The following is a 24,623-nucleotide window of genomic DNA, read 5'->3' as shown; positions in this document are numbered from 1 at the left end:
GCCGGGCGGTCCCGGGGCCGTCAGGGACGCCGGGCGGGCAGGGCCGAGGGGACCGACGGCGGCCGCTCGGCCAGCGCCTCCAGCGTCGTCGCGCCGGGCAGCTGGACGGTGAACTCGGCCCCGCCCTGGGCCGACCGGCTGGCCCGCACCCAGCCGCCGTGCCGGTCGACCGCCTGCGCGACGATCGAGAGCCCGAGCCCGGTGCCGGGGGTGTTCCGGGCGGTCTCGGCGCGGAAGAAGCGGTCGAAGACGAAGGGCAGGTCGGCCTCGTCGATGCCGGGCCCCTGGTCGGCCACCCGGAACCGGCCGCCCTCCAGCTGCACCCGCACGGTGCCCCCCGCCGGGCTCCACTTGACGGCGTTGTCGAGCAGGTTGGTGAACGCCCGCTCCAGGGTGTCGGCCTCGCCGACGACGTAGTAGGGGTTGAGCTCGACGTCGAAGTCGACGCCGTGAGCGCGGCGGCGGACCCGGTCCAGGGCCGAGCGGATGACGTCGCGGAGGTCGATCGGCTCCGGCGAGGCGGCCACCCCGTCCTCGCGGGCGAGCTGGACGAGGTCGCCGATGAGGCTGGTGAACTCGGCCAGCTGGGCGTTGACGTCGGCGAGGATCTCGGTCCGGTCGGCCGGCTTGAGCATGCCGGTGCTGGCGTCGGCCGTCAGCAGCTCGATGTTGGTGCGCAGGCTGGTGAGCGGGGTGCGCAGCTCGTGGCCCGCGTCGGCGATCAGCTGGCGCTGCCGCTCGCGGGAGGAGGCCAGCGAGGTGAGCATCGCGTTGAAGCTGTCGGCCAGCAGGGCCAGGTCGCCGCTGGCGGCGATGGTGATGGGCTCCAGGTCGTCGGTCGCCGTCACGTGCTCGACGGCGGCCGAGAGCTGGCGGACCGGACGCAGGCTGGAGCGCGCGACGGTCGCCCCCACCACCGCGGCCACGCCGACGCCCAGCGCGCCGAAGATCACCAGCACCAGCGAGACCGAGCGCAGGGTGTTGTTCGTCGGCTGCAGCGGCCGGCCGAGGACCAGCGCGTAGTTGCCCAGCTGGGTGATGGGGACGGCGACGATCCGGTACTGCTCGCCGTCGGTCGCGACACCGGTGCGCGCGGACGCACCCCGGTTCAGCCGGGCGACCGCCAGCTCGTCGGCGGTGAGCACGAGGTGCTCCCGCTCGTCGGGCACGTAGAACTGCTGGCCGTCGGCGCGCTGGGCGGCGACGCTGACGTCACCGGCCCGCAGCGCGCTCTCGGTGAGCCCGCCCAGCCGGGTGATGTCCTGCGCGACTGGCACGGCCAGCGTGCTGGCCACCTCGATGAGCTCGTCGTCGAGGGCGTTGTAGAGCGAGACGCGCAGCGTGACGAAAGCGGCCAGGCCGGTCGCGGCCACCGCGACGGCCACGGCCAGCGTGGTCAGGAGGAAGACGCGGCGCTGGAGCGGGAAGCCGCGCAGCCACGACCTCAGCCGGCGGGGCAACCCCGGTCCCCTCCGCAGCCGGGGCGGGGGCCCGCGGGGGGACCGGCCGGGGTCACGGCGGGGTCTCGCGCAGCACGTAGCCGACCCCGCGGACGGTGTGGATCAGCCGCGGCTCGTCGCCCACCTCGGTCTTGCGGCGGAGGTAGCCGATGTAGACCTCGAGGGAGTTGGCCGTGGTGGGGAAGTCGAAGCCCCACACCTCGTTGAGCAGCCAGCTGCGCTCCAGCACCCGGCGGGGGTGCTGCATGAAGGCCTCGAGCAGCGCGAACTCGGTACGGGTCAGGCTGATCGACCGGCTGCCGCGGAGCACCTCGCGGGTCTGGGTGTTGAGGACCAGGTCGGCGAAGGCGAGGCTCGAGGTCGAGGGGTCGGTGGAGTCGGCCACCGTGCCGGCGCGGCGGACGAGCGCGCGCAGCCGGGCCAGCAGCTCGTCGAGGGCGAAGGGCTTGGCCATGTAGTCGTCGGCCCCGGCGTCGAGCCCGTCCACCCGGTCGCCGACGGCGTCGCGCGCCGTCAGCACGAGGATCGGGACGTCGTTGCCGGCCGAGCGCAGCATCCGGGTGGTCTCCAGGCCGTCGAGCCGCGGCATCATCACGTCCATGACCACGGCGTCGGGCCGGACCGCGGCCAGCCGCGCCAGCGCCTGGACGCCGTCCTCGGCGGCGCTCACCTCGTAGCCATTGTACTCCAGCGACCGCTTGAGGGAGTCCCGGACGGCTTGGTCGTCGTCGACGACAAGGATGTGCATGGGTCCAGCCTAGGGTCAGCGGGCCGCCGCACCCGGCGGTGCCGTCAGCCCGAGCGGGTCGCGCACCCGGACCCGGCCGGGCCGTCGGGCCGTGGCCGGGTGATGGCCAGCACGAGGGCCTGCAGGGCGCTGGTGTCGACGTCCTCGTCGAAGAGCGCCTGCGTCTGGACCCGGGCGTGGGTGGCCAGCAGCATCTCCACGGCCAGGTCGACGGGGAGGGTGAACTCCAGGCCCACCCGCTCCAGCGCGCCGGTGAGCAGGGTGCGCAGCTGGTCGCTGCTGGCGGCGAGGAACTCGCGGTAGGGCCGGTGCAGCGCGGGCACCCGGGCGGCGTGCAGCAGCAGCTCCTGCTGGGCGAGGACGCCCTCGCGGCCCGTCGCGCCGAAGGCGTCGAGCTGCTGGAGGGTCCGGGCGACCACGTCGGCGACCGTGCCGGTGCCGAGCGCGTGCTCCACCTCCTCCACGGCCGCGCGGGCGGCGGCGTACTGGGCGGCCACGTCGGCCTGGATGAGCGCCAGCACCAGGGCGTCCTTGTCGGCGAAGTTGGAGTAGAAGGCGCCGCGGGTGAACCCGGCGGTCTCGCAGATCTCCTCGACGCTCGCGCCGTTGACCCCGCGCTCGGCGAACACCGAGGTGGCGGCGGCCAGCAGCCGCTCGCGGGTCTGCGCCCGGCGCGCGCTGACCGGTGCGGCGGCCCGCGACGGGCTGGTGGTGGTGCTCACGCGGCTCCTCCGGGGGTCTGGGGGCGTGGCTGCGGACCACGGTAGCGGATCGGATCCACCGCTGTATCCGATGCACGACCGTATCCGATACAGGCGTGTATCCGATGCGCTGCTGGATCGGATACAGTTCTGGATCGAGATGCATCCGGTACGGCGCAGCACCGGAGCCACCACCGACGACCGTCGCACCACTCTTGGGGGAGACCCGTGTCCTCGTTCCTGTACGGCCTGGGCCGGACGGCGTTCCGGCGCCGGCTGCGGGTGCTGCTGGCCTGGCTGGCCGCCCTCGTCGTCGTCGGCGGCCTCGCGCTCGCCATCAGCGACGAGTTCGACGAGTCCTTCACCCTGCCCGGGACCGAGTCCCAGGTGGCGCTGGACGCCCTCGACCGCACGTTCCCGCAGGTCGGCGGCACCACCGCCGACCTGGTCGTGGTGCCGGCCGAGGGCCAGAGCGTCCGCTCGGCCGCGGCGAAGAGGGCGATCGAGGCCGCCGTCGACGAGATCGGCGACCTGCCGCAGGTGGACGGCGTCACCTCCCCGTTCGACCAGTACGCCGAGGGTGTGATCGCCGAGGACGACAGCGCCGCGATCATCTCCGTGCGCTACGCCGTCAGCGCCCCCGAGATCGCCCCCGCCAGCCTCGAGGCCCTGGAGGACGAGACGGCGTCGCTGCAGGCGTCGCTGCCCGGCTCCCAGGCGTCGGTCGGCGGCCAGGCGTTCGGCGGCGAGACGCCGGGGCTGAGCATCTCCGAGGGGGTGGGCGTGCTGGTGGCCCTGGTGGTGCTGTTCTTCACGCTCGGCTCGCTGCGGGCGGCCGGTATGCCGCTGCTCACCGCGCTGCTGGGCGTCGGGCTGACCATGGCGCTGATCTTCGGCGCCACCGGCGTGGCCACCATCTCCTCGACCACCCCGCTGCTCGCCCTCATGCTGGGCCTGGCGGTGGGCATCGACTACGCCCTCTTCATCACCTCCCGGCACCGCGACCAGCTCCGCGACGGGATGGATGCCGAGGAGTCCGTGGCCCGGGCCGTCGCCACCTCGGGCTCGGCCGTCGTCTTCGCGGGGATGACGGTGATGATCGCGCTGTGCGGGCTCGCCGTCGCGGGCATCCCCTTCCTCACCACGATGGGCGTGGCCGCCGCGATCGGCGTGGCCATCGCCGTCCTCATCGCCCTCACCCTGCTGCCCGCCCTGCTCGGCTTCGCTGGCGAGTCGCTGCGGCCGAAGCCCCGCCGGGTGCGCGGTGGCGCCGCCGCGGCCGCCGGGTCCGCCGACGGTGCCGCCGTCGGGACGGCCGGTGCCGGGGCGCCCACCCCGGCCCGCCGGGAGCCGCGGGCGAGGACCGGCCTCGGCCGCCGCTGGGTGCGGCTGGTCACCAGGGTGCCGGTGCTCACCGTGGTCGTCGTCGTCGCCGGCCTCGGGGTGGTCAGCTATCCCGCGCTGGACCTCCGGCTGGCCCTGCCCAGCAACGGCACGGCCGCCCCCGGCACCCCCGCGCGCACCACCTACGACCTCATCGCCGAGCACTACGGCGCCGGCTACAACGGCCCGCTCGTCGTCTCGGCCACCATCGTCGGCTCCGACGACCCGCTGGGCCTGATGGACGACCTCGCCGACGACCTGCGCGCCCTGCCCGGCGTGGCCAGCGTGCCGCTCGCCACCCCGAACGAGGACGCCTCGGCCGGCATCGTCCAGGTCATCCCCGAGGGCGCGCCCGACAGCACCGAGACCAAGGACCTGGTGCGGGCCATCCGCGACGCCGCACCCGCGCTGGAGGCCAAGTACGACGTGCCGATCGCGGTGACGGGCTTCACCGCCGTCGGGATCGACGTCTCCGACCGCCTCGGCGGGGCGCTGCTGCCGTTCGGCGTCCTCGTCGTCGGGCTGTCGCTGGTCCTGCTGGCCATGGTGTTCCGCTCGGTGGCGGTGCCGCTCAAGGCGACGATCGGGTTCCTGCTCAGCGTGGGCGCCGCGTTCGGCGCCACGGCCGCCGTCTTCGAGTGGGGCTGGTTCGGCTCGCTCCTCAACGTCGCGCAGACCGCCCCGGTGATCAGCTTCCTGCCGATCCTGCTGATGGGCATCCTCTTCGGCCTGGCCATGGACTACGAGGTGTTCCTCGTCTCCCGGATCCGCGAGGAGTACGTGCACCGCTCGCGCCGCTCCGGCCGCGGCACGTCCGCCGACGCCTCGGCCGCCATCGAGGAGGGCTTCGTCTCCTCCTCCCGGGTGGTCGTCGCGGCCGCGGTCATCATGTTCGCCGTCTTCGCGGCCTTCGTGCCCGAGGGCGAGGGGCCGATCAAGACGATCGCCTTCGGCCTGGCCGTCGGGGTGTTCGTCGACGCGTTCCTGGTCCGGATGACGCTGGTGCCGGCCGTGCTGGCCCTGCTGGGCCGCTCGGCCTGGTGGCTGCCGCGCTGGCTGGACCGGCTGCTGCCCTCCTTCGACGTCGAGGGCGAGGGCCTGGAGCACCAGACCTCGCTGGCCGACTGGCCCAGCGCCGACGACCCGCACGTCGTCTACGCCGGCCTCGAGGTCGCCGGCCAGGCGGTCGCGCTGTCGGCGCTGCCGCGCGAGGTCGTCGTCGTCGACGGGCCCCCGCACAGCGGCAAGACCGCGCTGCTGCTCACCCTCGGCGGGCGGATGCGGCTGACCACCGGCCAGGTCAAGGTGGCGGGCCGGGTGCTGCCCGAGCAGGCGGCCGGCGTCCGCCGCGTCGTCGGCTACGTCGACTGCGCCGCGACGCAGGACCTGCGCGGCGAGCTGGCCGAGGTGCTGGGCCGCGACCCCGCCCTGGTGCTGGTCGACCACGCCGACCTGCTCACCGCCCACGACGACCGGGCCGCGCTGGCCAGCCTGCTGGACGACCTGGCCGTGGGCAGCCGCGAGGTGGCCGTCCTGCTGGCCGTCCGCGACCGCGAGGCCGTCGCCGACCTGCTGCCCGCCTCCTGCTCCGCCCTCACCCTGGACCGGCCCGCCGAGCTGGTCCCGGCCCCGCACGCCTGATCCCGCACGCCTGACCCGCACGCCTGACCCCGCAACGGAGATGTCACCGATGTACCCGCTCGAACGTGCCACCAGCAGCCGCCGCGTCGGACTCTGGTCCCTGGTCGGCCTGGTCCTGGTCCCCCTCGTGGTCGCCGCCGGCTTCCTCTGGGCGACCTGGGACTCCACCGACCGCCTGGACCGGGTCCAGGCCGCCGTGGTGAACCTCGACGAGCCCGTCGAGCTGGACGGCCAGACGGTGCCGCTCGGCCGGCAGCTGGCCGGCGGCCTGGTCACCGGCGGCTCGGGCGAGGAGAAGGTCGACACCAACTTCGACTGGGTCCTCACCGATGCCGCCGACGCCGACGCGGGCCTGCGCTCGGGCGGCTACGCCGCCGTGGTGACGATTCCGAAGACCTTCTCCGCGCGGGCCACGTCGTTCTCGAAGACCGACGCGGACAGCATCCGGCCCGCGACCATCGACGTCCGCACCTCCGAGGTCAGCGGCATCGCCGACCCGGTCGTCGGCCAGGCGATCACCGCGGCCGCCACCTCGGCGCTGAACACGACCCTGACGAAGCAGTACCTCGACGGCATCTACGTCGGCTTCAACGACCTCGGCAAGCAGTTCTCGACGGTCGCCGACGCCTCCGACCAGCTCGCCGACGGCGCGGAGGACCTGTCCAAGGGCATCGACGGCGTGGCCACGGGCACCCGCGGGCTGGCCGACGGCCTGGAGCAGCTCGACGACGGCGCCCAGCAGCTGTCCACCGGCAGCACCCAGCTGACCACCGGCACCGCCGCCCTGGCCACGGGCCTGCAGAAGCTGAGCGAGGGCGCTGCCGCCCTGCCCGGCGGGGCGCGCGAGCTGGCGAAGGGCACCACGGCGTCGGCCGACGGCGCCGACGACCTGGCCGACGGGGCCGGGAAGCTGGCCGACGGGGCGGGGCAGCTCTCGACGGGCGCCTCCCAGCTGGCGAGCGGCGTGGGCGCCCTGCGCAACGGCACCCCGGACCAGCCGGGCGGCACCAAGGCCTTCGCTGCTGGCGTGCAGCAGTACGCCGCGGGCGTGACGACCTACCGGGACACCTTCGCCGCGCTCGCGGACGCGCCCGACGCGACGGTGCTCGCGCAGGTGCCGACCCTGTGCCCCGAGGGCACGCCCGCCGAGCTGTGCAGCGGGATCGTCGACGCCTTCCAGGGCGGCATCACCGCGACCCTCGCCGGCTTCGAGAACACCGAGGACCCGCGGACCGGCGCCACCGTGCCCGGCCTCATCCCCTCCGCGGAGCAGCTCGCAGCGGGCGCGAAGGGCGTCGACGGCGGCGTCGCCCAGCTGTCCACCGGCGCGTCCGGGCTGGCCGGCGGGGCGAAGACGCTCGCCACCGGCACGTCTGGGCTGGCCGGCGGGGCGACCCAGCTGGCCGACGGGCTCGACCAGCTGGCCGAGGGCACCGACCAGTTCGCCAAGGGCCTGGTCCCGCTGACGGCGGGCATCGCCTCCAGCGCCGACGGCGCGGCCGAGCTGGCCACCGGCGTCCGCGAGTTCGGCACCGGCGTCACCGGCCTGGCCACCGGGACCGCGCAGTCGGCCTCGGGCGCCGACCAGCTGGCCACCGGCGTCGTCAAGCTCTCCGACGGCGGCGAGCAGCTGGCCGACGGCAGCCGCGAGCTGTCCGACGGGCTGGCCAAGGGCGCCGACGCGGTCCCGAGCTACGACAAGAACACGCGCGAGAAGCTCTCGGACGTCGTCGCGCAGCCGGTGCAGACCGAGGCGCCGACGTCGGCCTTCTCCGACGTCACCACCACGACGTTCCTGGCCGTCCTGGCCCTCTGGGTCGGCGCGCTCGCCAGCTACCTCGTGCTGCGGCCCTTCACCGCCCGGGTGCTGGCCTCGATGAAGCCGTCCTGGCGGCTGGCCCTGGAGGGCCTGCTGCCCGGCCTGGTGATCGGCCTGGTCCAGGCCGTCGCGCTGACCGTGGTCCTCGAGCTGCTGCTGGACCTGCCCGCCGGCCGGGCCGTCCAGATGGGCGTCTTCCTGGGCCTGGTGGCCGCCGCCTTCGTGGCGGTGAACCACGCGCTGGTCGCGTGGTTCGGCGGGGTCGGCCGCTTCCTGTCGGTGGCCGTCGTCGTGGCCGGCGCCGCCGGCGCGGTGACCTCCGCGGTCCCCGCGAGCTTCGACGTGCTGCGGCCCTTCCTGCCGCTCACCCCCGCCTTCGACGGGCTGCGGGCCGTGGTCGCCGACGGCTCGGGGGCCGGCTCGGCCGCCAGCCTGCTCGTGGCCTGGCTCCTCGTCGGCGTCGTGGCCGGGGTGCTCGCCGTCGCCCGACGGCGGGTGGTCGCCCCGGTGGTGGCGGTGCCCGCGGTCTAGCCCGCGCGGGGCCGCCGCGGCCGCTGTCACAGCGGGCGCGCCCACCCGGTCTCCCTGGTGACGGACGTCAGCAGAGGAGGACGCGGTGCGCAGGGTGGTGGTGGTCGGCGGGGGCTACGCGGGGTTCTACACCGCGTGGCAGCTGGAGAAGCGGCTGAGGCAGGACGAGGCGGAGGTCGTCGTCGTCGACCCACGCCCCTACATGACGTACCAGCCCTTCCTCCCGGAGGTGGCGGCCGGCTCGGTGGAGGCCCGGCACGCGGCGGTCTCGCTGCGACGGCACCTGCGGCGCTCGACGCTGGTCCCGGGCACGGTGACCCGGATCGACCACGCGCAGCGGCAGGTCGAGGTCGGGCTCGCGGACGGGGGGAGCCGGGTGCTGGGCTACGACGCCGTCGTGGTCACGGCCGGGGCCGTGACCCGCACCCTGCCGATCCCGGGCGTGGCCGAGGAGGCCATCGGGCTGAAGCACGTGGAGGAGGCCGTCGCCATCCGCGACCGGCTGCTCGTGGCCTTCGACCAGGCGTCGGCGCTGCCGCCCGGTCCCGAGCGGCGACGGCTGCTCACGGTGGTCGTCGTCGGCGGCGGCTTCACCGGCGTCGAGGGGTTCGGGGAGCTGCTCTCCCTGGCCACGGCCCTGCTCCGCCGCTACCGGGAGCTGACCGCGGACGACCTGCACTTCCACCTCGTCGAGGCCAGCGGTCGGATCCTGCCCGAGGTGTCGGACCGCCCCGGGGCCTGGGTGGTCCGCTCGCTGGAGCGGCGCGGGGCGCGGGTGCACCTCCGCACCCTCGTGCAGTCGGCCGTGGGCGGGCACGTGGTGCTGTCCGACGGGGAGGAGCTCGACGCCGGGCTCATCGTCTGGACGGCCGGCAACGGGGCCAACCCGGTGGTGGCGCGGCACACGGACCTGCCGGTGGACGGCCGCGGCCGGGTGGTGGTGCGGGCCGACCTGCGGGTGGGGACGCCGGCGGAACCGGTCGCGGGCGCGTGGGCGGCCGGCGACGACGCCGCGGTCCCCGACCTCGCGGCGCGCACGCCGGGCGCGCTGACCGTGCCGAACGCGCAGCACGCCGTGCGCCAGGGCCGGCTGCTCGCCCGCAACCTCGTCGCCGACCTGCGGGGCCGCCCGACGAAGGACTACGTCCACCACGACCTCGGCGTGGTGGCCACGCTGGGCCTCGGCCGGGGGGTCTTCGAGTCCGGCCCGGTGGTGCTCACGGGTTTCCCGGCGTGGCTGGCGCACCGCGGCTACCACGTGCTCGCCGTGCCGAGCTGGGAGCGCAAGGTCCGGGTCCTCGCCGTCTGGCTGCCCGCCCTGCTGTTCGGCCGCGACATCGTCTCGCTGCAGTCGGTCCAGCACCCCCGCGACGCCTTCGTCCGCGGCGGAGCGCCCCGTGCGCACGGCTAGGGGCGCCGGAGCCCTCGCCCGGGCCGGTCACGGCGCGGCAGCCGCCGCCTGGGCGGTCCCGGGTGCCGGCCGTCTCGGCCGGCTCCTCGACGGGCTGCGGCACCGGGCGGTGCCGAACCGGTGGTCGTCCCTCCTCGGGGTGGTGGCGGTGGCCAGCCTGGTCCTGCTCGTCGTCACCGGGCTGGTCCTGACCCTGGTCTACGAGCCCTCGAGCACCCTCGTGCGCTACCAGGGCCGCTACCGGCTGCTGCAGGGTGTCGAGATGTCCGAGGCGTACGCCTCCACGCTCCGGATCTCGCTGGACCTGCCCGGCGGGCTGCTCGTGCGCCAGGCCCACCACTGGGCCGCGCTGGTCCTGCCCGCGGCGCTGCTGCTGCAGCTGGCCACGCTCTTCTTCACCGGCGGCTTCCGACGCCCCCGGCGCGCGGCCTGGGTGCTGCTGGTCGGCGTCCTCGTCCTCGCCCTGGTCAGCGGCTGGAGCGGCTACGCCCTGCCCGACGACGCGCTGTCGGGGACCGGGCTCCGCATCGTCGAGGGCGTCACGCTCGGCATCCCGCTGGTCGGGACCTGGCTGTCCTGGGTCCTGTTCGGCGGCGAGCTCCCCGGCCGGGTCGTCGAGCACCTCTACCTCGTGCACCTGGCGGCGCCCGCCCTGCTCGTGCTGCTGGTCGTGCTGCGGCTCCGGAGCTCCTGGCGGACCGGGCCGGCCCAGCTCCCCGGGCCCGGCCGCTCGGCCGAGCGCGTCGTCGGGCTGCCGCTCTGGCCGGCGGCGGCCGTCCGGGCGGCGGGCCTGTCCGCCGCCACCACGGGACTCCTCGTGCTGATGGCCGGCACCCTGACGATCAGCCCGGTCTGGGCCCACGGGCCGTCGTCGCCCGGCAACGCGTTCGCAGGCAGCCAGCCCGACTGGTACACCGCCTTCCTCGACGGCGCGCTCCGCCTGGTCCCGCCGGGCTGGGAGGTCACCTGGCTCGGCCGGACCTGGACCCTCGCCGTCCTCGTCCCGCTGGCCGCGATCGGCCTGCTCGGCGCTCTGCTGACCGTCCACCCCTTCCTCGAGAGCCGGGTGACGGGGGACCGGTCCGACCACCACCTGCTGGACCGGCCGCGCGACGCCCCCACCCGCACCCCGGTCGGGGCGGCCGGGCTGACGGTCTACGGCGCGCTCTGGGCGGCCGCCAGCGCCGACCTGGTCGCCACCCAGTTCCGGGTGGCCCTCGAGGACGTCGTCGGGGTGCTGCGCGCCGTCCTGCTGCTGGGACCCGTCGTCGCCTTCGTCGTCGCGCGCCAGGTCTGCGCGACCCTGCGCGCCGCGGAGCGGGACCGGCACGCGCACGGGGCGGAGTCGGGCCAGGTCGTGCAGCTGCCCAGCGGCGGCTTCCAGGAGCGGCACGCCGCGCCCGGTCCCACCGCGCAGCCGGTCCTGGGACCGGCTGCGCGGTGGGCGGCGGCGCGCCGGCCCGAGGCGACCGGCGCCCCCGGCGCGGCCGAACCGGGCGCCCGCCCGGACCTCGCGGCCAGCGGTCGGGGCTGACCTGCGAGGGGCGCCGGCCGGGTCGCGCAGCCCTAGGATCGCGGCCATGACGCAGCCGGCCGCAGCAGGGGGCGGAGACCTCGACGACGCGGCGGCGGTCTTCGCCGAGGTGCGGCCCCGGCTCTTCGGCATCGCCTACCGGATGCTGGGCAGCTGGAGCGAGGCGGAGGACGTCGTGCAGGACACCTGGCTGCGCTGGCAGGGCACCGACCGCGGCGTGGTCCGGACCCCGGTCGCCTTCCTGGTGACCACCACCACCCGGCTCTGCCTCAACGTGGTGCAGTCGGCGCGGGCCCGACGTGAGACCTACACCGGTCCCTGGCTGCCCGAGCCGGTGGACACCGCGGCGGACCCCACCCTGGCCGTCGAGCAGGACGAGGCGGTGGAGCTGGCCGTGCTGCTGGTGCTGGAGCGGCTGACGCCGACCGAGCGCGCCGCCTACGTGCTGCGCGAGTCGTTCGACTACCCCTACGCCGAGATCGCCGAGATCCTCCAGCTCGGCCAGCCGAACGTGCGCCAGCTGGTCAGCCGGGCCCGCCGGCACATCGCCGGGGAGCGCCGGGTGCCGGTGAGCCGGGAGGACCACCGGCGGCTGCTGGAGGCGTTCCTCGTCGCCGCGCGGACCGGGGACGCCGCCGCCCTGGAGAGCCTGCTGTCGGCCGACGTCGTCAGCTACTCCGACGGCGACGGCGCCGCCCGGGTCGCCCGCCGGCCGGTGGCGGGACCGGCCCGCGTCGCCCGCTTCGTCGCCGCCTTCCGGGACGTCTTCTGGCCGCGGTCCCAGATCACCTGGGTGGAGGCGAACGGGCGGCCGGCCGTGCTGGTGGTGGTCGACGGGTCCCCGCAGGCCCTGCTGAGCGTCACCGCCTCCGAGCGGGGCATCGAGCAGGTCCAGTGGATGATGAACCGCGCGAAGCTGGCCGCCTGGGAGCGGTCCGGCGGCGGCGCGCGCTGACGAACGGCGCGGCCGCTGTCACAACCCCGGTCGCGACCCGGTCTCCCTGGTGACACCCCCGCACCCCAGGAGAGCACCATGCGCATCGTCATCTTCGGCAACGGCCTGATCGGCAGCCAGGCCGCCGCCCGGCTGCTCGAGGCCGGGCACGACGTCACGGCCCTCGGTCGCGACGACGTCGACACCACCACCGGTCGCGGCGTCGCGGCGGCCGTGGCCGGGGCGGAGGTGGTCGTCGACCTGACGAACTCCCCGTCGTGGGCGGACGACGACGTCCTGGCCTTCTTCACCGACTCGACCCGCCACCTGCTCGAGGCCGGGGCGGCGGCCGGGGTCCGGCACCACGTCATCCTCTCGGTCGTCGGCGCCGACCGGTTGCCCGACGCCGGCTACCTGCGGGCCAAGGTCGCCCAGGAGGCGCTGGTGGCCGCGGGGCCGCTGCCGTTCTCGGTGGTCCGCTCGACGCAGTTCTTCGAGTTCGTGGCCGGCATCGCCGACGCGGCGACCACCGACGGGGTGGTGCGGGTGACGCCCGCGCACCTGCAGCCCATCGCGTCGCGGGACGTCGTCGCCCACCTCGCCGACGTCGTCGCCGGTCCGCCGCTGGACCGGGCCGTCGAGATCGCCGGACCGGAGCCGCTCGGCATGGACGAGCTGGTGCGCCGGCTCTTCGCCTCGACCGGGGACCCGCGCACCGTGCTCCCGGACCCGCAGGCCGGCTACTTCGGGGCGGTCCTGACCGACGCCTCGATCACGCCGACCCCCGGGGCCGAGCTCTGGACGGCGCCCACGAGCTTCGACGTCTGGCTGGCCGAGCAGAGCGAGCGGGCCGCCGCCTAGCCCGCGCGGGAGGCCTGGATCTCCCGGACCCGGTCGAGCACGCCCGGGACGGCCGCCTCGACCGCGGCGAGGGTGTCGTAGAAGCCCTCGGGCGTGCCGTACCAGGGGTCCGGGACGCCGCTGCCCGGGGTGGCGGCCGGGTCGAAGTCGGTGAGCAGGGCGAGGTTGTCGGCCCCGGGGGCGATCCTGCGCAGCCGGTCGACGTGCAGGTCCTCCATGGCGACCACCAGGTCGGCGCCCGCCACCTCCGCGGCGTCGGCCTGGTGGGCCACGTGGCCGTCGGCGTCGTAGCCGCGGTCGCGGAGCACGGCGGCGGCCCGCCGGTCCATCGGGTGGCCCAGCTCCTCGGTGCTGGTGGCGGCGCTGGTGAACTCGACCCCGGTCAGGCCGGCCTCCGCGGCCCGGCGCCGGGCCACCCGCTCGGCGATGGGGGAGCGGCAGATGTTGCCCCAGCAGACGAACACGACCTTCACGGGAGCCGTCCCGCCCTCCTCAGGCACGACGACGGTCCGAGCGGCGGTCCGGCACGAAGGCGTTGAGGAAGAAGCTGACGACCGAGACGACCAGCGCGCCGAGCACGGCGGTCCAGAAGCCGTCGACCGACCAGCCGAGGTCCACCCGGGTGGAGACCCAGGACGTCAGCAGCAGCATCAGCGCGTTGACGACCACGAGGAACAGCCCCAGCGTGACCAGCAGCAGCGGCACGGTGACCAGGGTGAAGACCGGCTTCACGACCGCGTTGACGACGCCGAAGATCAGCGCCACCACCAGCAGGGTGACCACCTTGCCCTCGGTGGTGGCGGCGGTCAGCCGGATGTCGGCGAGCAGGAAGGTGGCCACGGCCAGCGCCGCGGCGTTGGCCAGCAGCCGGAGGATCAGTCGCATGCCCCCAGCCTCCCAGATGGCGTCCGGGTCACCCGGGCGAGCGCCGCGGGCGGGCGCCGGCCGACGCCGCGGCCAGCAGCACCGCCCCGGCCGCCACCCCGGTCGCCGCGACCGGCCAGCCGGGCCCGACCGCCAGCACGAGGACCGCCCCGAGCACCGCCACGGCCACCAGGCCCAGACCGACGGCCCGCAGCACGGGCGCGCGGAAGGCCCACGCCATCGGCAGGAAGTGCAGGCCCACGACCAGCACCACCCAGGGCAGGGTCAGCTCGGGCCGGCCCACCACCTGGCGGAGCACCAGGCTGCCCACCGGGAAGAGCAGCAGCATGATGACGACGCTGAGACCGTAGGTCCGCAGCGCCGCCAGGGCGGGCGGGGTGGTGTCGCGGACGTCCCACACCCGGACCACGGCGAACCAGAGCACCGCCGCGAACGCCAGCAGCCCGAGCGCGCGGACCGGCCACGGCCAGCCGGGCGGCAGCCCGCCGGCGTTGCCGAGCACGAAGGCCAGGCCGCCGAGGCCGCCGACCAGGGATCCCAGAGCGGTGCGCACGGCCCTCACGCTAGAGGCGGACGGGGCCCCGGAGCGGCAGCGGGGCGCGGCTAGACCTGCAGCAGGGTGAGCCGTCGCCGGCCCTCCCGCGGACCCGTCCAGTGGTCGGGCCGGGTCAGCCGCGGCGGCAGCTCGGTGTGCTCGTCGCCCTCGGCGGAGTTGACCTGGAACTGGGTCAGGTAGAGGGCGCCGGCCAGGTGGGCGCCCGACAGGTCGGCGTCGCGGAGGTCGGCCGCCCGCAGGTCGGCGCCGCCGAGGTCGGCCTCGCGGAGGTCGGCCTGGATGAGCAGCGCGCCCGAGAGGTCGACGCCCCGCAGGTCCTGCTCGGCGAGGTCGGCGCCCAGCAGGCTGGCGTCGGGGACGGCGCGCTTCGCGGCGCGGGAGGGCCGGCGGCGGCCGCGGGCCTGCGCCCGCACCAGCTCGCTGGCCCGGTCGACGGCGGCCTGGGCGCGCCGGCGCTGGGCCTGCACGTCGGTGCCGAGCACCCCGTCGGCGTCGCGCAGGGTCATCGCCTCGGTCTCGACGAACAAGGCCTCCAGCTCGGCGTGCACCGGTCGCGCCTCGGGGCGGCCGAGCGCCTCGTCCAGCAGCCACAGCAGGTCCTGCAGCGGCCGCATCACCTGGAAGGTGACGAACATCAGCTCGCGCTCGGCGGCGTCGGCGTCCTGCCAGGACCGGCCGCCGAAGGTGTGCTGGGTGACCTTCTGGCCCGTCCCCTGGCAGTCGAAGACGGTGCAGCCGGAGAACCCGCGCGGCCGCAGCTCGGCGTGGATGCCGCAGCGGTGGTCCGCCTGCAGGTTGACGCACGGCTCGCCGGCCGGCTTGTCGTAGCCGAACCCCGACTCGGTCCCGAAGGCCAGCGAGACGCAGCACAGGCCCGCGCAGCTCGCGCAGTCCGCGCGCACCGACCGGGACCGGTCGCTCTCGTTCGTGGTCGGCTCCGCCATGGGGGCGCTGTCCTCTCCTGCCCCGTCCTGCCGCGCGCGGGTGCGCGCGCCGGCGGTCGGGGACCTCGAGCATGCCACCCGGGGCCCCCGGCCGCCGACCCCGCTCAGCGCACCCGCGGCTCCGGCAGCTCCGGCGGCACCTGGGCCGGCGTCCGCGCCAGCCGCTCGAGCGCCTCGTCGACGGCCCGGTCCAGCTGCGGGTCGCCGGGGGCGTCGTGGTCGGCCGGGGTGTGCACCACCTCGACGTCGGGGTCGACGCCGTGGTTCTCCAGGCCCCACCCGTAGCCGTGCAGCCAGGTCGCGTACCGCGGCTGGGTGACGTCCGTCCCGTCGACGAGGGAGAAGCGGCCGTCGATCCCCACCACCCCGCCCCAGGTCCGGACCCCGACGACGGGACCGAGCCCCATCGCCTGCGCGCCGGCGTTGACGATGTCCCCGTCGGAGCCGGAGAACTCGTTGGCGACGAAGACCACCGGGCCGCGCAGCGCGTTGGCCGGGTAGGGCCGCGCCACCTCCGCGTGCCGGCTGGTGCCCCAGCCGACGACCCGGCGGGCCAGCTGCTCCAGCACCAGCTGGCTGGTGTGCCCGCCCCGGTTGTAGCGGACGTCGACCACCAGGCCCTCGGCCTCGGCGGCCACGTGCAGGTCGCGGTGCAGCTGCGCCCACCCGTTGCTCATCATGTCCGGCACGTGCACGTAGCCCAGCCGGCCGGCCGAGCGCTCGGCGACGTACCGGGCGCGGCCGCGGACCCAGTCCTGGTAGCGCAGCGGCTCCTCGCTCTCCAGGGGCACGACGACGACGCGTCGGTCCGCGCCGTCACGGCGCAGCGTCAGCTCGACGGGGGAGCCCGCGGTGCCGACCAGTGACGCCGCCGGCCCGGCCGCCGGGTCGACCGGGCGGCCGTCGACGGCCACCACGAGGTCGCCCTCCCGGCCGTCGACGCCGGCCGCCCGCAGCGGCGAGCGGGCCTCGGGGTCGCTGCTCTCGCCCGGCAGCACCCGGTCCACCCGCCAGCCCTCCGCCGTCGGGCGCAGGTCGGAGCCCAGCAGGCCCAGCCGGCGCTCCTGGTCCCCGGGCGGGGAGGCCGGGTTGACGTAGGCGTGGGAGGTGTTGAGCTCGCCCACCGTCTCCCAGAGCAGGTCGACCAGGTCGTCGTGCCCGGCCAGCCGGGAGACCAGCGGCCGGTAGCGGGCCAGCACGGCGTCCCAGTCCACGCCGTCGAGGTCGGCGCGCCAGTAGTGGTCGCGCATCAGCCGGCCGTTCTCGTCGAACATCTGGTGCCACTCGGCGACCGGGTCCAGCTCGGAGCGGAGCCGGCCGAGGTCGACGGCCACCAGCTCGGGGCTGTCGGGCTCGACCGCCTTGGCCACCGGCCGGACGGAGACGTCGTCGCCGGCGCGGACGACGACGCGCTCGCCGTCGCCGCTGACCCGGGCGCTGTCCACCCGGTCGACCAGCTCGACGACCTCGCGGCTGACGAAGGAGAAGAACTCCAGGGCGTCGCCCGGCCGCTCGCCCTCGACGCCGGCCCGGTGGGCTCCGAGCGGCGTGTCCTCGCCCGACTCGCGGACCCAGACGACGCCGTCGTGCGCGGCCTGCAGGTCGCGGTAGCTGCCCGAGGGGACGGGGAAGGCCACGAGCCGCTCCTCGAAGCCCTCGAGGTCGATCGCGACCGGCGCCGGCGGGGCGGCCGGGTCGGCGACCGGCCCCTCCGGCGGCGTGGGCGGCTTGCTGATCCGCCAGCCCTCGGCGCTGGGCCCGAACGGCGCCGGCTCGGCGGCCCGCAGCGGCACCAGGTAGGGCCGCACCGCGGCGCCGAACGACAGGTCGAAGGACTGGCTGTCGTAGCGGGGGTCGAAGGTGCGCGCGGAGAGGAAGGCGAGGTAGCGCCCGTCGGCGGTGAAGGCGGGCGCGGTGTCGGCGAACCGGCCGCTGGTCAGGGCCACCGGCGCGCTGCCGGGGGCGTCCAGGTCGGCCAGCACGAGGTGGCCCTGCTCCTCGTTGCGCCAGGGCTCGGACCAGACGAGCCAGCGCCCGTCGGGGGAGAAGGTGGGCGAGGTGGCCTCGCCGTTGCGGGCGACGGCGACGTCGCGGACGGCCCCGTCGGCCAGGTCGACGAGCCGGACGGTGCCGTCGTGGGCGACCGCGACGACCCGGGCGCCGGCCGGGTCGCTCTCCAGGTGCAGGACGTGGCCCAGCGCGCCGGCGGCCAGCCGGCGGACCTCGCCGGAGCCGGTCAGCGGGTGCACCTCGAGCGCGTCCGCGCCGCCTTCGTCGCTGACCAGGACGGCCGAGCCGGTGCGGCCCAGCGGCCGGACGAGGTGGGCGCGGACGTCGGAGCGGTCGACGAGCGCGCGGGCCGGCCCCTGCCGGTGGCTGAGCAGGAAGGCGCGGCCGCGCCGCTCCACCAGGCTGGCGTCACCGCCGTGGTCGGGCCGGAGCTCGACCAGCTGCTCGGTCGGCTCGACCCGCCGCGGCCGGCGCGCGGCCAGCCCGCCCGGCAGCGTGACGTCGAGCGCTCGGGGCTCCGTCCCGGGGCCCTCCAGCAGGTGCAGGGTGCCGTGCGCGTGGTAGACGACGCGGTGGCCGTCGGTGGTGGCGTCGCGGACGTAGCCCTGCGCCGCGGTGTGCCGGGTGAGCTGCTCGGGGCCGGCGGCGGGGTCCTCGACGTCCAGCGACCAGAGGTTCGCGACCTCGTCGGCGTGGTCGGGGAAGGTGGCCAGCCGGTCGCTGACGAACAGCAGCCGCCCGCCCACCCAGAGCGGGTCGACCAGCGAGGCCGTCTCCCGCGGCAGCAGCCGCTCCCAGGTGCGGGCCTCGCCCGTCCGGTCCAGCCACAGCTGCGGGGCGGTGCCGCCGCGGTAGCGCTTCCAGGCCGCCGGCGGCCGGCTGCCCACGGTGGCCAGCGCCGTCACCCCGTCGTCGCGGACGGCGACGCCCCAGGCCGGCCCGTAGGGCAGCCGCTCGACGGCGAGGTCCAGCCCCACGGCGTGCACCACCTGGCGGCGCAGGTTCGCCTCCCGGGCCGCGGAGGCGACCAGCACCCGGCCGTCGGCGGTCCAGCCCAGCACCGCCGTCGTCGCGCTGCCCCACCAGGTGAGCCGGCGCGCGTCGCCGCCCTCGACGGGGACGACGTAGACCTCGCTGTGGCCGTCCCGGGTAGAGGCCCAGGCGACGTGCGTGCCGTCGGGGGAGAAGCGGGGGCTGCGGACCGGCGCCCGGTCGTCGGTGAGGCGCCAGGCGCGGCCGCCGCCGACCGGGGCCAGCCAGACGTCGTCGGCGGCGACGAAGGTGATCAGGTCGCCGTGGAGGTGCGGGGAACGGAGGTAGTGCGGCACGTCGGCGACCCTAGACCCGGCCGCTGACAGCCCGGTCGACGGTCGGCTCAGCCGCGCAGGACGCCGTCCCGCTCGTCGGCCAGGGTCGTGTCGTCGCCGTGCCCGGTCTTGACGATGGTGCGCACGGGCAGCCCCAGCAGCTGGTCGGTGATGGAGTGCAGCAGCAGGTCCCGGTCGCTGAAGCTGCGGCCGGTGGCGCCCGGGCCGCCCTGGAACAGCGTGTCGCCGGTGAAGACGATCCCCAGCTCGGGCGCGTAGAAGCAGACCGCGCCGGGCGCGTGCCCGGGGGTGTGCAGCACCTGGAGCGTGGTGCCCGCGACGGCGATCTCCTGGCCGTCGGCGAGGTCCCCGTCCGGCGGGACGTCGCCGTGGGTGAGCCGCCACAGCGGCAGGTCGTCGGGGTGCAGCAGGACGGGCGCGCCGACGGCGCGGCCCAGCGCGGGCGCCACCCGGACGTGGTCGTCGTGCGCGTGGGTGCAGAGCACGGCCACGACCCGGCGGCCGGCGACCAGCGCGAGGATCGGGTCGACGTCGTGCGGCGCGTCGATGACCACGCACTCCGCGTCGTCGCCCACCACCCAGACGTTGTTGTCGACGTCGAAGGTCTCGCCGTCCAGGCTGAAGGTGCCGGAGACGACGGCGTGGTCGACCCGGGCGCTCACGCGGCCGCCCCGTCGAGGATGACGACCGAGCGCAGGACATCGCCCGCGGCCATCTTCTCGAAGGCCGCCTCGATGTCGCCGATGCCGATCTCCTCGCTGACGAAGGTGTCCAGCGGCAGCCGGCCCTGCAGGTAGAGGTCGACGAGCACCGGGAAGTCGCGCGAGGGCAGGCAGTCGCCGTACCAGCTCGACTTCAGCGCGCCGCCGCGGCCGAACACGTCCAGCAGCGGCAGCTCCAGCGTCATCTCGGGCGTGGGCACGCCCACCAGCACGACGGTGCCGGCGAGGTCGCGGCCGTAGAAGGCCTGCTTGTACGTCTCCGGCCGGCCGACGGCGTCGATGACGACGTCGGCGCCGAAGCCGCCGGTCAGGGCCTGGATGCCCTCGACGGCGTCGGTCTCGCGGGAGTTGATCGTGTGGGTGGCGCCCAGCTCGCGGGCGGTGGCCAGCTTGCGGTCGTCGACGTCGACGGCGATGACCCGCGACGCCCCGGCCAGCCGGGCGCCGGCGACGGCCGCCGCGCCCACGCCGCCGCAACCGATGACGGCGACCGAGTCGCCGCGGCCGACGGCCCCGGTGTTGATCGCCGCGCCCAGCCCGGCCATCACCCCGCAGCCCAGCAGCCCGGCGGCCGCGGGACGGGCGGCCGGGTCGACCTTGGTGCACTGGCCGGCCGCGACGAGGGTCTTGTCGGCGAAGGCGCCGATGCCCAGGGCGGGGGACAGCTCGGTGCCGTCCTCCAGCGTCATCTTCTGGGTCGCGTTGTGGGTGTCGAAGCAGTACCAGGGACGGCCGCGCTTGCAGGCTCGGCACTCCCCGCACACCGCGCGCCAGTTGAGGATGACGTAGTCGCCCGGCGCGACGTCTGTGACGCCCTCGCCGACCGCCTCGACGACGCCGGCGGCCTCGTGGCCCAGGAGGTAGGGGTAGTCGTCGCCGATGCCGCCCTCGCGGTAGTGCAGGTCGGTGTGGCAGACCCCGCAGGCCTGCACGACCACCACGGCCTCGCCGGGTCCCGGGTCGGGCACCACCACGGTGACCAGCTCGACGGGGGCGCCCTTGCTCCGCGCGATGATCCCTTGCACCTGCTGCGGCATCCCGCTGCTCCTCGCTGTCGACGTCGGGCCGATCCTAGGGGGCGGCCCGGACAACCCGGCGGGGCGGACGGGTACCGTCGGGGAAAACGCTGTCCGGCTCCTGTATGCGGTTGACCCGACCCCCGGGTGGGCATGCATAGTAGGGCGAGGTTTCTTGAACGGTTCAGCCCGCGCCCGCGGCCCCGCCCCCGCGGCCCGCGCCCCGGTCCTGGCCGAGCTCCTCGCCCCGACGTCCCGGTGCCTCGGCGACGCCAGACCTGACCGCCCTCCCGACCCGCCCAGCCCGAGGATGTCCCCTCCATGCCAGCCGAAGTGACGGCGCGCGCCTCCGCCGAGACGCCCACCCCCGACCCCCGGGCGACCGGCGCCGCGGGGGCGCCGACCCCGCTCACCGCCCTCGACCGCCCGCCCGCCATGGCGCCGCCGGCGCCGCCCCGGGTGGGCCGCGACGGCCAGCCCCGCAAGCGGCGCTCGAGCGCCAACCTGTGGCGGCTGCGCTTCTACCTGCTGCCGTTCCGCACGCGCTTCCTGCTGACCGTCCTCTGCGCCGCCGTGGGCACCGGCGCCACGATCGTCGTCCCCCTGGTCACGAAGGCGGTCATCGACGGTCCCATCGCCGGCTCCGACCGGATCGGCCTCTACGCGCTCGGCCTGCTGGCCCTCACCCTCGGCGTCGTCGAGGCGGTGCTGATGTTCCTGCGCCGCTGGATCGTCTCCCGGGCCACGAACGGCGTCGAGTTCGCCGTCCGCACCGACCTCTACGCCAAGCTGCAGCGGCTGCCGATGGCCTTCCACGACCGCTGGCAGTCCGGCCAGCTGCTGTCGCGGATCATGAGCGACCTGGCCACGATCCGCCGGTTCCTCGGCTTCGGCCTGCTGTTCATCCTCACCAACATCGCGCAGATCCTCGTCACCACCGCGATCCTGCTCAACCTCTACTGGCCGCTCGGCCTCGTCGTGCTGGCCTCCACGGTGCCGATCACCTGGCTGTGCCTGCGCAACGAGCGGGAGTTCACCCGGCTGTCGCGCAAGATGCAGGACCAGAACGGCGACGTGGCCTCCACCATCGAGGAGGGCGCCTACGGCCTCCGCGTCATCAAGTCCTTCGGCCGCGGCCGGCACGCCTTCGCCAAGTTCGACGACCGCGCGGTGAAGCTCTACGACTCCTCGGTGGAGCGGGTGCAGCTCAGCGCGCGGTTCTGGACGATGCTCGCGGTGATCCCCAACATCACCCTGATCGTCGTGCTGGGCCTGGGGGCCGTCGCCGCCGGCCAGCAGCGGATCACCCTGGGCACCCTGGTCGCCTTCATCACCCTGATGCTGTCCCTGGTCTGGCCGGTCACCGCGCTGGGCTTCCTGCTGGCCCAGGCGCAGGAGTCGATGACCGCCGCCGACCGGATCGCGGAGATCTTCGACTCCGAGAACGAGATCACCGACGGCGACCGGACCCTCGGGCAGGTGGAGGGCCGGCTGCGCTTCGAGGGCGCCGCGTTCCGCTTCGCCGACTCCGACACCGACGTGCTGCACGACCTGCACCTCGACATCGCCCCCGGCGAGACCGTGGCCCTGGTCGGCGCGACCGGCTCCGGCAAGAGCATCCTCACCATGCTGGTGCCGCGGCTCTACGACGTCACCGCCGGCCGGATCACCATCGACGGTGTCGACGTCCGCGACCTCGCCCTCGACGACCTCCGCCGGGTGGTCGCCATCGCCTTCGAGGACCCGACGCTGTTCTCGATGTCGGCGCGGGAGAACCTCACGCTGGGCCGGCCCGACGCCAGCGACGCCGACGTCGAGGAGGCGATCGACGTCGCGCAGGCGCACTTCGTGCACGACCTCCCGTGGGGTCTGGCCACCCGGATCGGCGAGCAGGGGATGAGCCTGTCCGGCGGCCAGCGGCAGCGCCTCGCGCTGGCCCGCGCGGTGCTGGCCAAGCCGGCCGTGCTGGTGCTGGACGACACGCTGTCCGCGCTGGACATCCACACCGAGGCCCTGGTCGAGGAGGCGCTCAAGCGCGTGCTCACCGGCGTCACCGGCATCGTCGTCGCGCACCGCGCCTCGACGGTGCTGCTGGCCGACCGGGTCGCGATGCTCTCCGGCGGCACCATCACCGCCGTCGGGCGGCACACCGACCTGCTGGCGGAGGTGCCCGAGTACCGGGCGCTGCTGTCGGCGGAGTACGAGGACGAGCTCGACGAGCTGCTCCTGGAGGAGGCGCGATGACCGCGACCACGACCACGGCCGGCACCGCCGACGACCGCGAGCCCGAGAGCGCGCTGGCGGCCCCCGAGATCCAGGAGTGGCGCGGGGTCTCCGCCGAGGACACCGACGACATCAGCGACCGCGGGACCGTGTTCCTGCGCCGCCGCAGCCGGGCCCTGCTCGGCGACCTGCTACGGCCGTACAAGCGCTGGATCTGGGTGCTCGTCATCGCCGTCGTCGTCGAGAACGCCGCCCGGCTGAGCGTGCCGTGGATGGTCCGCCGCGGCATCGACCTCGGCGTCCCGCCGCTGCTGGAGGGCGGCAGCGGCCGGCTGCTGTACGAGACGGTCGGCCTGATGGCCGGCGCCGTGCTGGTCCAGGGCCTCAGCCGGACCTTCTTCCTGCGCAACTCCGGCACCGTCGGCCAGAAGGTGCTGCTGGAGCTGCGGCGGCGGGTGTTCAAGCACTTCCAGGCGCTCGACGTCCGCTTCCACGACCGCTACACCACCGGCCGGGTGGTCTCCCGACTGACCAGCGACATCGACGCGATCATGGAGCTGCTCGCCAACGGCTTCGACAGCCTCGTCACCGCGGTGCTCACCATGGTGGGCGTCGGGGTGCTGCTGCTGGTGCTCGACGTCGAGCTGGGCGCGGTCTGCCTGCTCTGCTTCCCGGTGCTGATGCTGCTGGTCCGCTGGTTCTCGCGGTCCTCCTCGCGGACCTACCGCACGGTGCGCGAGACCTCCGCGCTGACGATCGTCCAGTTCATCGAGACGATGACCGGCATCAAGGCCGTCCAGGCCTACCGCCGCGAGCACCGCAACGCGGGGATCTTCGAGGACGTGGCCGGCCGCTACCGCGAGGCGAACATCGACTCGTTCAAGCTGGTCGCGATCTTCATGCCCAGCATCAAGCTGGTCGGCAACCTGACGATCGGCGTGGTGCTGCTCTACGGCGGCTACCGGGTGATCGAGGGCGACATGACCGTCGGCGTGCTGGCGGCGTTCCTGCTCTACCTGCGGATGTTCTTCGAGCCGATGCAGGACATCAGCCAGTTCTACAACACCTTCCAGTCGGCCTCCTCGGCGCTGGAGAAGCTGTCCGGGGTGCTGGAGGAGCAGCCGAGCGTCGTGCAGTCCACGACGCCGACGCCGCTCCCGCACGCCAAGGGCGCGGTGCACCTGGAGCACGTGCGGTTCGAGTACGCGAAGGACCGCCCGGTGCTGCCGGACCTCGAGCTGGACATCCCGGCCGGCCAGACCGTCGCCCTGGTGGGTACCACCGGTGCGGGCAAGACGACCATCGCCAAGCTGATGGCCCGGTTCTACGACCCCGATGGCGGCCGGGTGACGCTGGACGGCACCGACCTGCGGGACCTCGCCGACGACGACCTGCGGCGGGCGGTGGTGATGGTCACCCAGGAGAACTTCATGTTCGACGGGACCATCGCCGACAACATCGCCTTCGGCAAGCCGACGGCGAGCCGGCAGGAGATCGAGGACGCGGCCAAGGCCGTCGGCGTGCACGCGTTCATCACCGCGCTGCCGCAGGGCTACGACACCGACGTGGCCAAGCGCGGCTCGCGGCTCTCGGCCGGCCAGCGCCAGCTGATCACCTTCGCGCGGGCCTTCCTGGCCGACCCGGCGGTGCTGATCCTCGACGAGGCGACGTCCAGCCTGGACGTGCCCAGCGAGCGGCTGGTGCAGCGCGCGCTGCAGACGATCCTGGCCGACCGGACGGCCATCATCATCGCCCACCGGCTCAGCACCGTCGAGATCGCCGACCGGGTGCTGGTGCTGGAGCACGGCCGGATCATCGAGGACGGCTCGCCGCGCGAGCTGATGGCCGACCAGGAGGGCCGCTACGCCGCCCTCCACCAGGCCTGGGAGTCCTCGCTGGCCTGAGCCGGTGCCGAG

18 protein-coding genes are annotated in these 24,623 nt (G+C 75.2%); 8 read left to right on the top strand and 10 right to left on the bottom strand.

Annotated features, from left to right (window positions below; translation table 11 throughout):
* Positions 1-20 precede the first annotated feature (20 nt).
* Genes JOF54_RS10510 through JOF54_RS10500 form a run of 3 tightly spaced genes read right to left on the bottom strand, consistent with a single transcriptional unit; the run spans position 21 to position 2,930 of the window.
* Complete coding sequence (locus JOF54_RS10510; protein WP_245358042.1) at positions 21-1,460, bottom strand: HAMP domain-containing sensor histidine kinase; 1,440 nt, start codon at positions 1,458-1,460, stop codon at positions 21-23.
* 52 nt (positions 1,461-1,512) lie between these two features.
* On the bottom strand, positions 1,513-2,208 hold the full coding sequence (locus JOF54_RS10505) for a response regulator transcription factor (RefSeq protein WP_210055422.1): 696 nt from the start codon (positions 2,206-2,208) through the stop codon (positions 1,513-1,515).
* A gap of 44 nt (positions 2,209-2,252) precedes the next feature.
* Positions 2,253-2,930, bottom strand: a complete 678-nt coding sequence (locus tag JOF54_RS10500; protein WP_210055420.1) for a TetR/AcrR family transcriptional regulator — start codon at positions 2,928-2,930, stop codon at positions 2,253-2,255.
* A gap of 207 nt (positions 2,931-3,137) precedes the next feature.
* Here JOF54_RS10500 and JOF54_RS10495 point away from each other — a divergent pair, with 207 nt between their 5' ends.
* From JOF54_RS10495 to JOF54_RS10470, 6 genes are all read left to right on the top strand, one after another.
* Positions 3,138-5,933: an MMPL family transporter gene (locus JOF54_RS10495; RefSeq protein ID WP_307804039.1), complete on the top strand. Its 2,796-nt coding sequence runs from the start codon at positions 3,138-3,140 to the stop codon at positions 5,931-5,933.
* Between the two features lie 49 nt (positions 5,934-5,982).
* Positions 5,983-8,283, top strand: coding sequence for a YhgE/Pip domain-containing protein (locus tag JOF54_RS10490; protein ID WP_210055418.1), 2,301 nt, complete (start codon positions 5,983-5,985; stop codon positions 8,281-8,283).
* Positions 8,284-8,368: 85 nt separating this feature from the next.
* Positions 8,369-9,694 carry an NAD(P)/FAD-dependent oxidoreductase gene (locus tag JOF54_RS10485; protein WP_210055417.1) on the top strand — a complete coding sequence of 442 codons (1,326 nt, stop codon included), beginning with the start codon at positions 8,369-8,371 and terminating at the stop codon, positions 9,692-9,694.
* On the top strand, positions 9,681-11,228 hold the full coding sequence (gene qcrB / locus JOF54_RS10480) for a cytochrome bc1 complex cytochrome b subunit (RefSeq protein ID WP_210055415.1): 1,548 nt from the start codon (positions 9,681-9,683) through the stop codon (positions 11,226-11,228). Before JOF54_RS10485 ends, qcrB begins: the two co-directional genes overlap by 14 nt.
* A 46-nt stretch (positions 11,229-11,274) precedes the next feature.
* On the top strand, positions 11,275-12,183 hold the full coding sequence (locus JOF54_RS10475) for an RNA polymerase sigma-70 factor (protein WP_210055413.1): 909 nt from the start codon (positions 11,275-11,277) through the stop codon (positions 12,181-12,183).
* Positions 12,184-12,261: 78 nt separating this feature from the next.
* Positions 12,262-13,023, top strand: coding sequence for an SDR family oxidoreductase (locus JOF54_RS10470; RefSeq protein ID WP_210055411.1), 762 nt, complete (start codon positions 12,262-12,264; stop codon positions 13,021-13,023).
* Here JOF54_RS10470 and JOF54_RS10465 read toward each other — a convergent pair.
* The 7 genes from JOF54_RS10465 to JOF54_RS10435 form a co-directional block, all read right to left on the bottom strand.
* A complete protein-coding gene (locus JOF54_RS10465; protein ID WP_443673988.1) occupies positions 13,020-13,523 on the bottom strand; it encodes a low molecular weight protein-tyrosine-phosphatase in 504 nt (167 codons plus the stop codon). The two genes, JOF54_RS10470 and JOF54_RS10465, sit on opposite strands and share 4 nt — an antisense overlap.
* Positions 13,516-13,908, bottom strand: coding sequence for a phage holin family protein (locus JOF54_RS10460; RefSeq protein WP_210055409.1), 393 nt, complete (start codon positions 13,906-13,908; stop codon positions 13,516-13,518). Before JOF54_RS10460 ends, JOF54_RS10465 begins: the two co-directional genes overlap by 8 nt.
* 28 nt (positions 13,909-13,936) lie before the next feature.
* A complete protein-coding gene (locus tag JOF54_RS10455) occupies positions 13,937-14,461 on the bottom strand; it encodes a hypothetical protein (RefSeq protein WP_210055407.1) in 525 nt (174 codons plus the stop codon).
* Between the two features lie 50 nt (positions 14,462-14,511).
* Positions 14,512-15,408 (bottom strand): pentapeptide repeat-containing protein, encoded by an 897-nt coding sequence (locus JOF54_RS10450; protein WP_210055406.1) that lies wholly within the window; start codon positions 15,406-15,408, stop codon positions 14,512-14,514.
* A gap of 104 nt (positions 15,409-15,512) precedes the next feature.
* Complete coding sequence (locus JOF54_RS10445) at positions 15,513-18,746, bottom strand: S41 family peptidase (RefSeq protein ID WP_210055404.1); 3,234 nt, start codon at positions 18,744-18,746, stop codon at positions 15,513-15,515.
* A gap of 47 nt (positions 18,747-18,793) precedes the next feature.
* Complete coding sequence (locus JOF54_RS10440) at positions 18,794-19,408, bottom strand: MBL fold metallo-hydrolase (RefSeq protein ID WP_210055402.1); 615 nt, start codon at positions 19,406-19,408, stop codon at positions 18,794-18,796.
* On the bottom strand, positions 19,405-20,505 hold the full coding sequence (locus JOF54_RS10435) for an S-(hydroxymethyl)mycothiol dehydrogenase (protein WP_210055400.1): 1,101 nt from the start codon (positions 20,503-20,505) through the stop codon (positions 19,405-19,407). The genes JOF54_RS10440 and JOF54_RS10435 overlap by 4 nt, the downstream gene beginning before the upstream one ends.
* Before the next feature lie 300 nt (positions 20,506-20,805).
* Between JOF54_RS10435 and JOF54_RS10430 the strand changes: the two genes are divergently transcribed.
* Entirely contained in the window at positions 20,806-22,728 is a 1,923-nt protein-coding gene (locus tag JOF54_RS10430; RefSeq protein WP_245358040.1) for an ABC transporter ATP-binding protein, read from the top strand.
* Positions 22,725-24,611, top strand: a complete 1,887-nt coding sequence (locus JOF54_RS10425) for an ABC transporter ATP-binding protein (RefSeq protein WP_210055398.1) — start codon at positions 22,725-22,727, stop codon at positions 24,609-24,611. The genes JOF54_RS10430 and JOF54_RS10425 overlap by 4 nt, the downstream gene beginning before the upstream one ends.
* Positions 24,612-24,623 lie beyond the last annotated feature (12 nt).

It is taken from the genome of Microlunatus capsulatus (assembly GCF_017876495.1).
GTDB lineage: Bacteria > Actinomycetota > Actinomycetes > Propionibacteriales > Propionibacteriaceae > Microlunatus > Microlunatus capsulatus.
This window is presented reverse-complemented; position numbering and strand designations above follow the sequence as displayed.

Excerpts from the sequence above, each read along its gene's own strand:
- JOF54_RS10460 (WP_210055409.1), bottom strand. The coding sequence starts at position 13,908 with ATGCGACTGATCCTCCGGCTGCTGGCCAACGCCGCGGCGCTGGCCGTG.
- JOF54_RS10435 (WP_210055400.1), bottom strand. The coding sequence starts at position 20,505 with ATGCCGCAGCAGGTGCAAGGGATCATCGCGCGGAGCAAGGGCGCCCCC.
- JOF54_RS10425 (WP_210055398.1), top strand. The coding sequence starts at position 22,725 with ATGACCGCGACCACGACCACGGCCGGCACCGCCGACGACCGCGAGCCC.
- JOF54_RS10475 (WP_210055413.1), top strand. The coding sequence starts at position 11,275 with ATGACGCAGCCGGCCGCAGCAGGGGGCGGAGACCTCGACGACGCGGCG.
- JOF54_RS10490 (WP_210055418.1), top strand. The coding sequence starts at position 5,983 with ATGTACCCGCTCGAACGTGCCACCAGCAGCCGCCGCGTCGGACTCTGG.
- JOF54_RS10450 (WP_210055406.1), bottom strand. The coding sequence starts at position 15,408 with ATGGCGGAGCCGACCACGAACGAGAGCGACCGGTCCCGGTCGGTGCGC.
- JOF54_RS10470 (WP_210055411.1), top strand. The coding sequence starts at position 12,262 with ATGCGCATCGTCATCTTCGGCAACGGCCTGATCGGCAGCCAGGCCGCC.
- JOF54_RS10505 (WP_210055422.1), bottom strand. The coding sequence starts at position 2,208 with ATGCACATCCTTGTCGTCGACGACGACCAAGCCGTCCGGGACTCCCTC.
- JOF54_RS10430 (WP_245358040.1), top strand. The coding sequence starts at position 20,806 with ATGCCAGCCGAAGTGACGGCGCGCGCCTCCGCCGAGACGCCCACCCCC.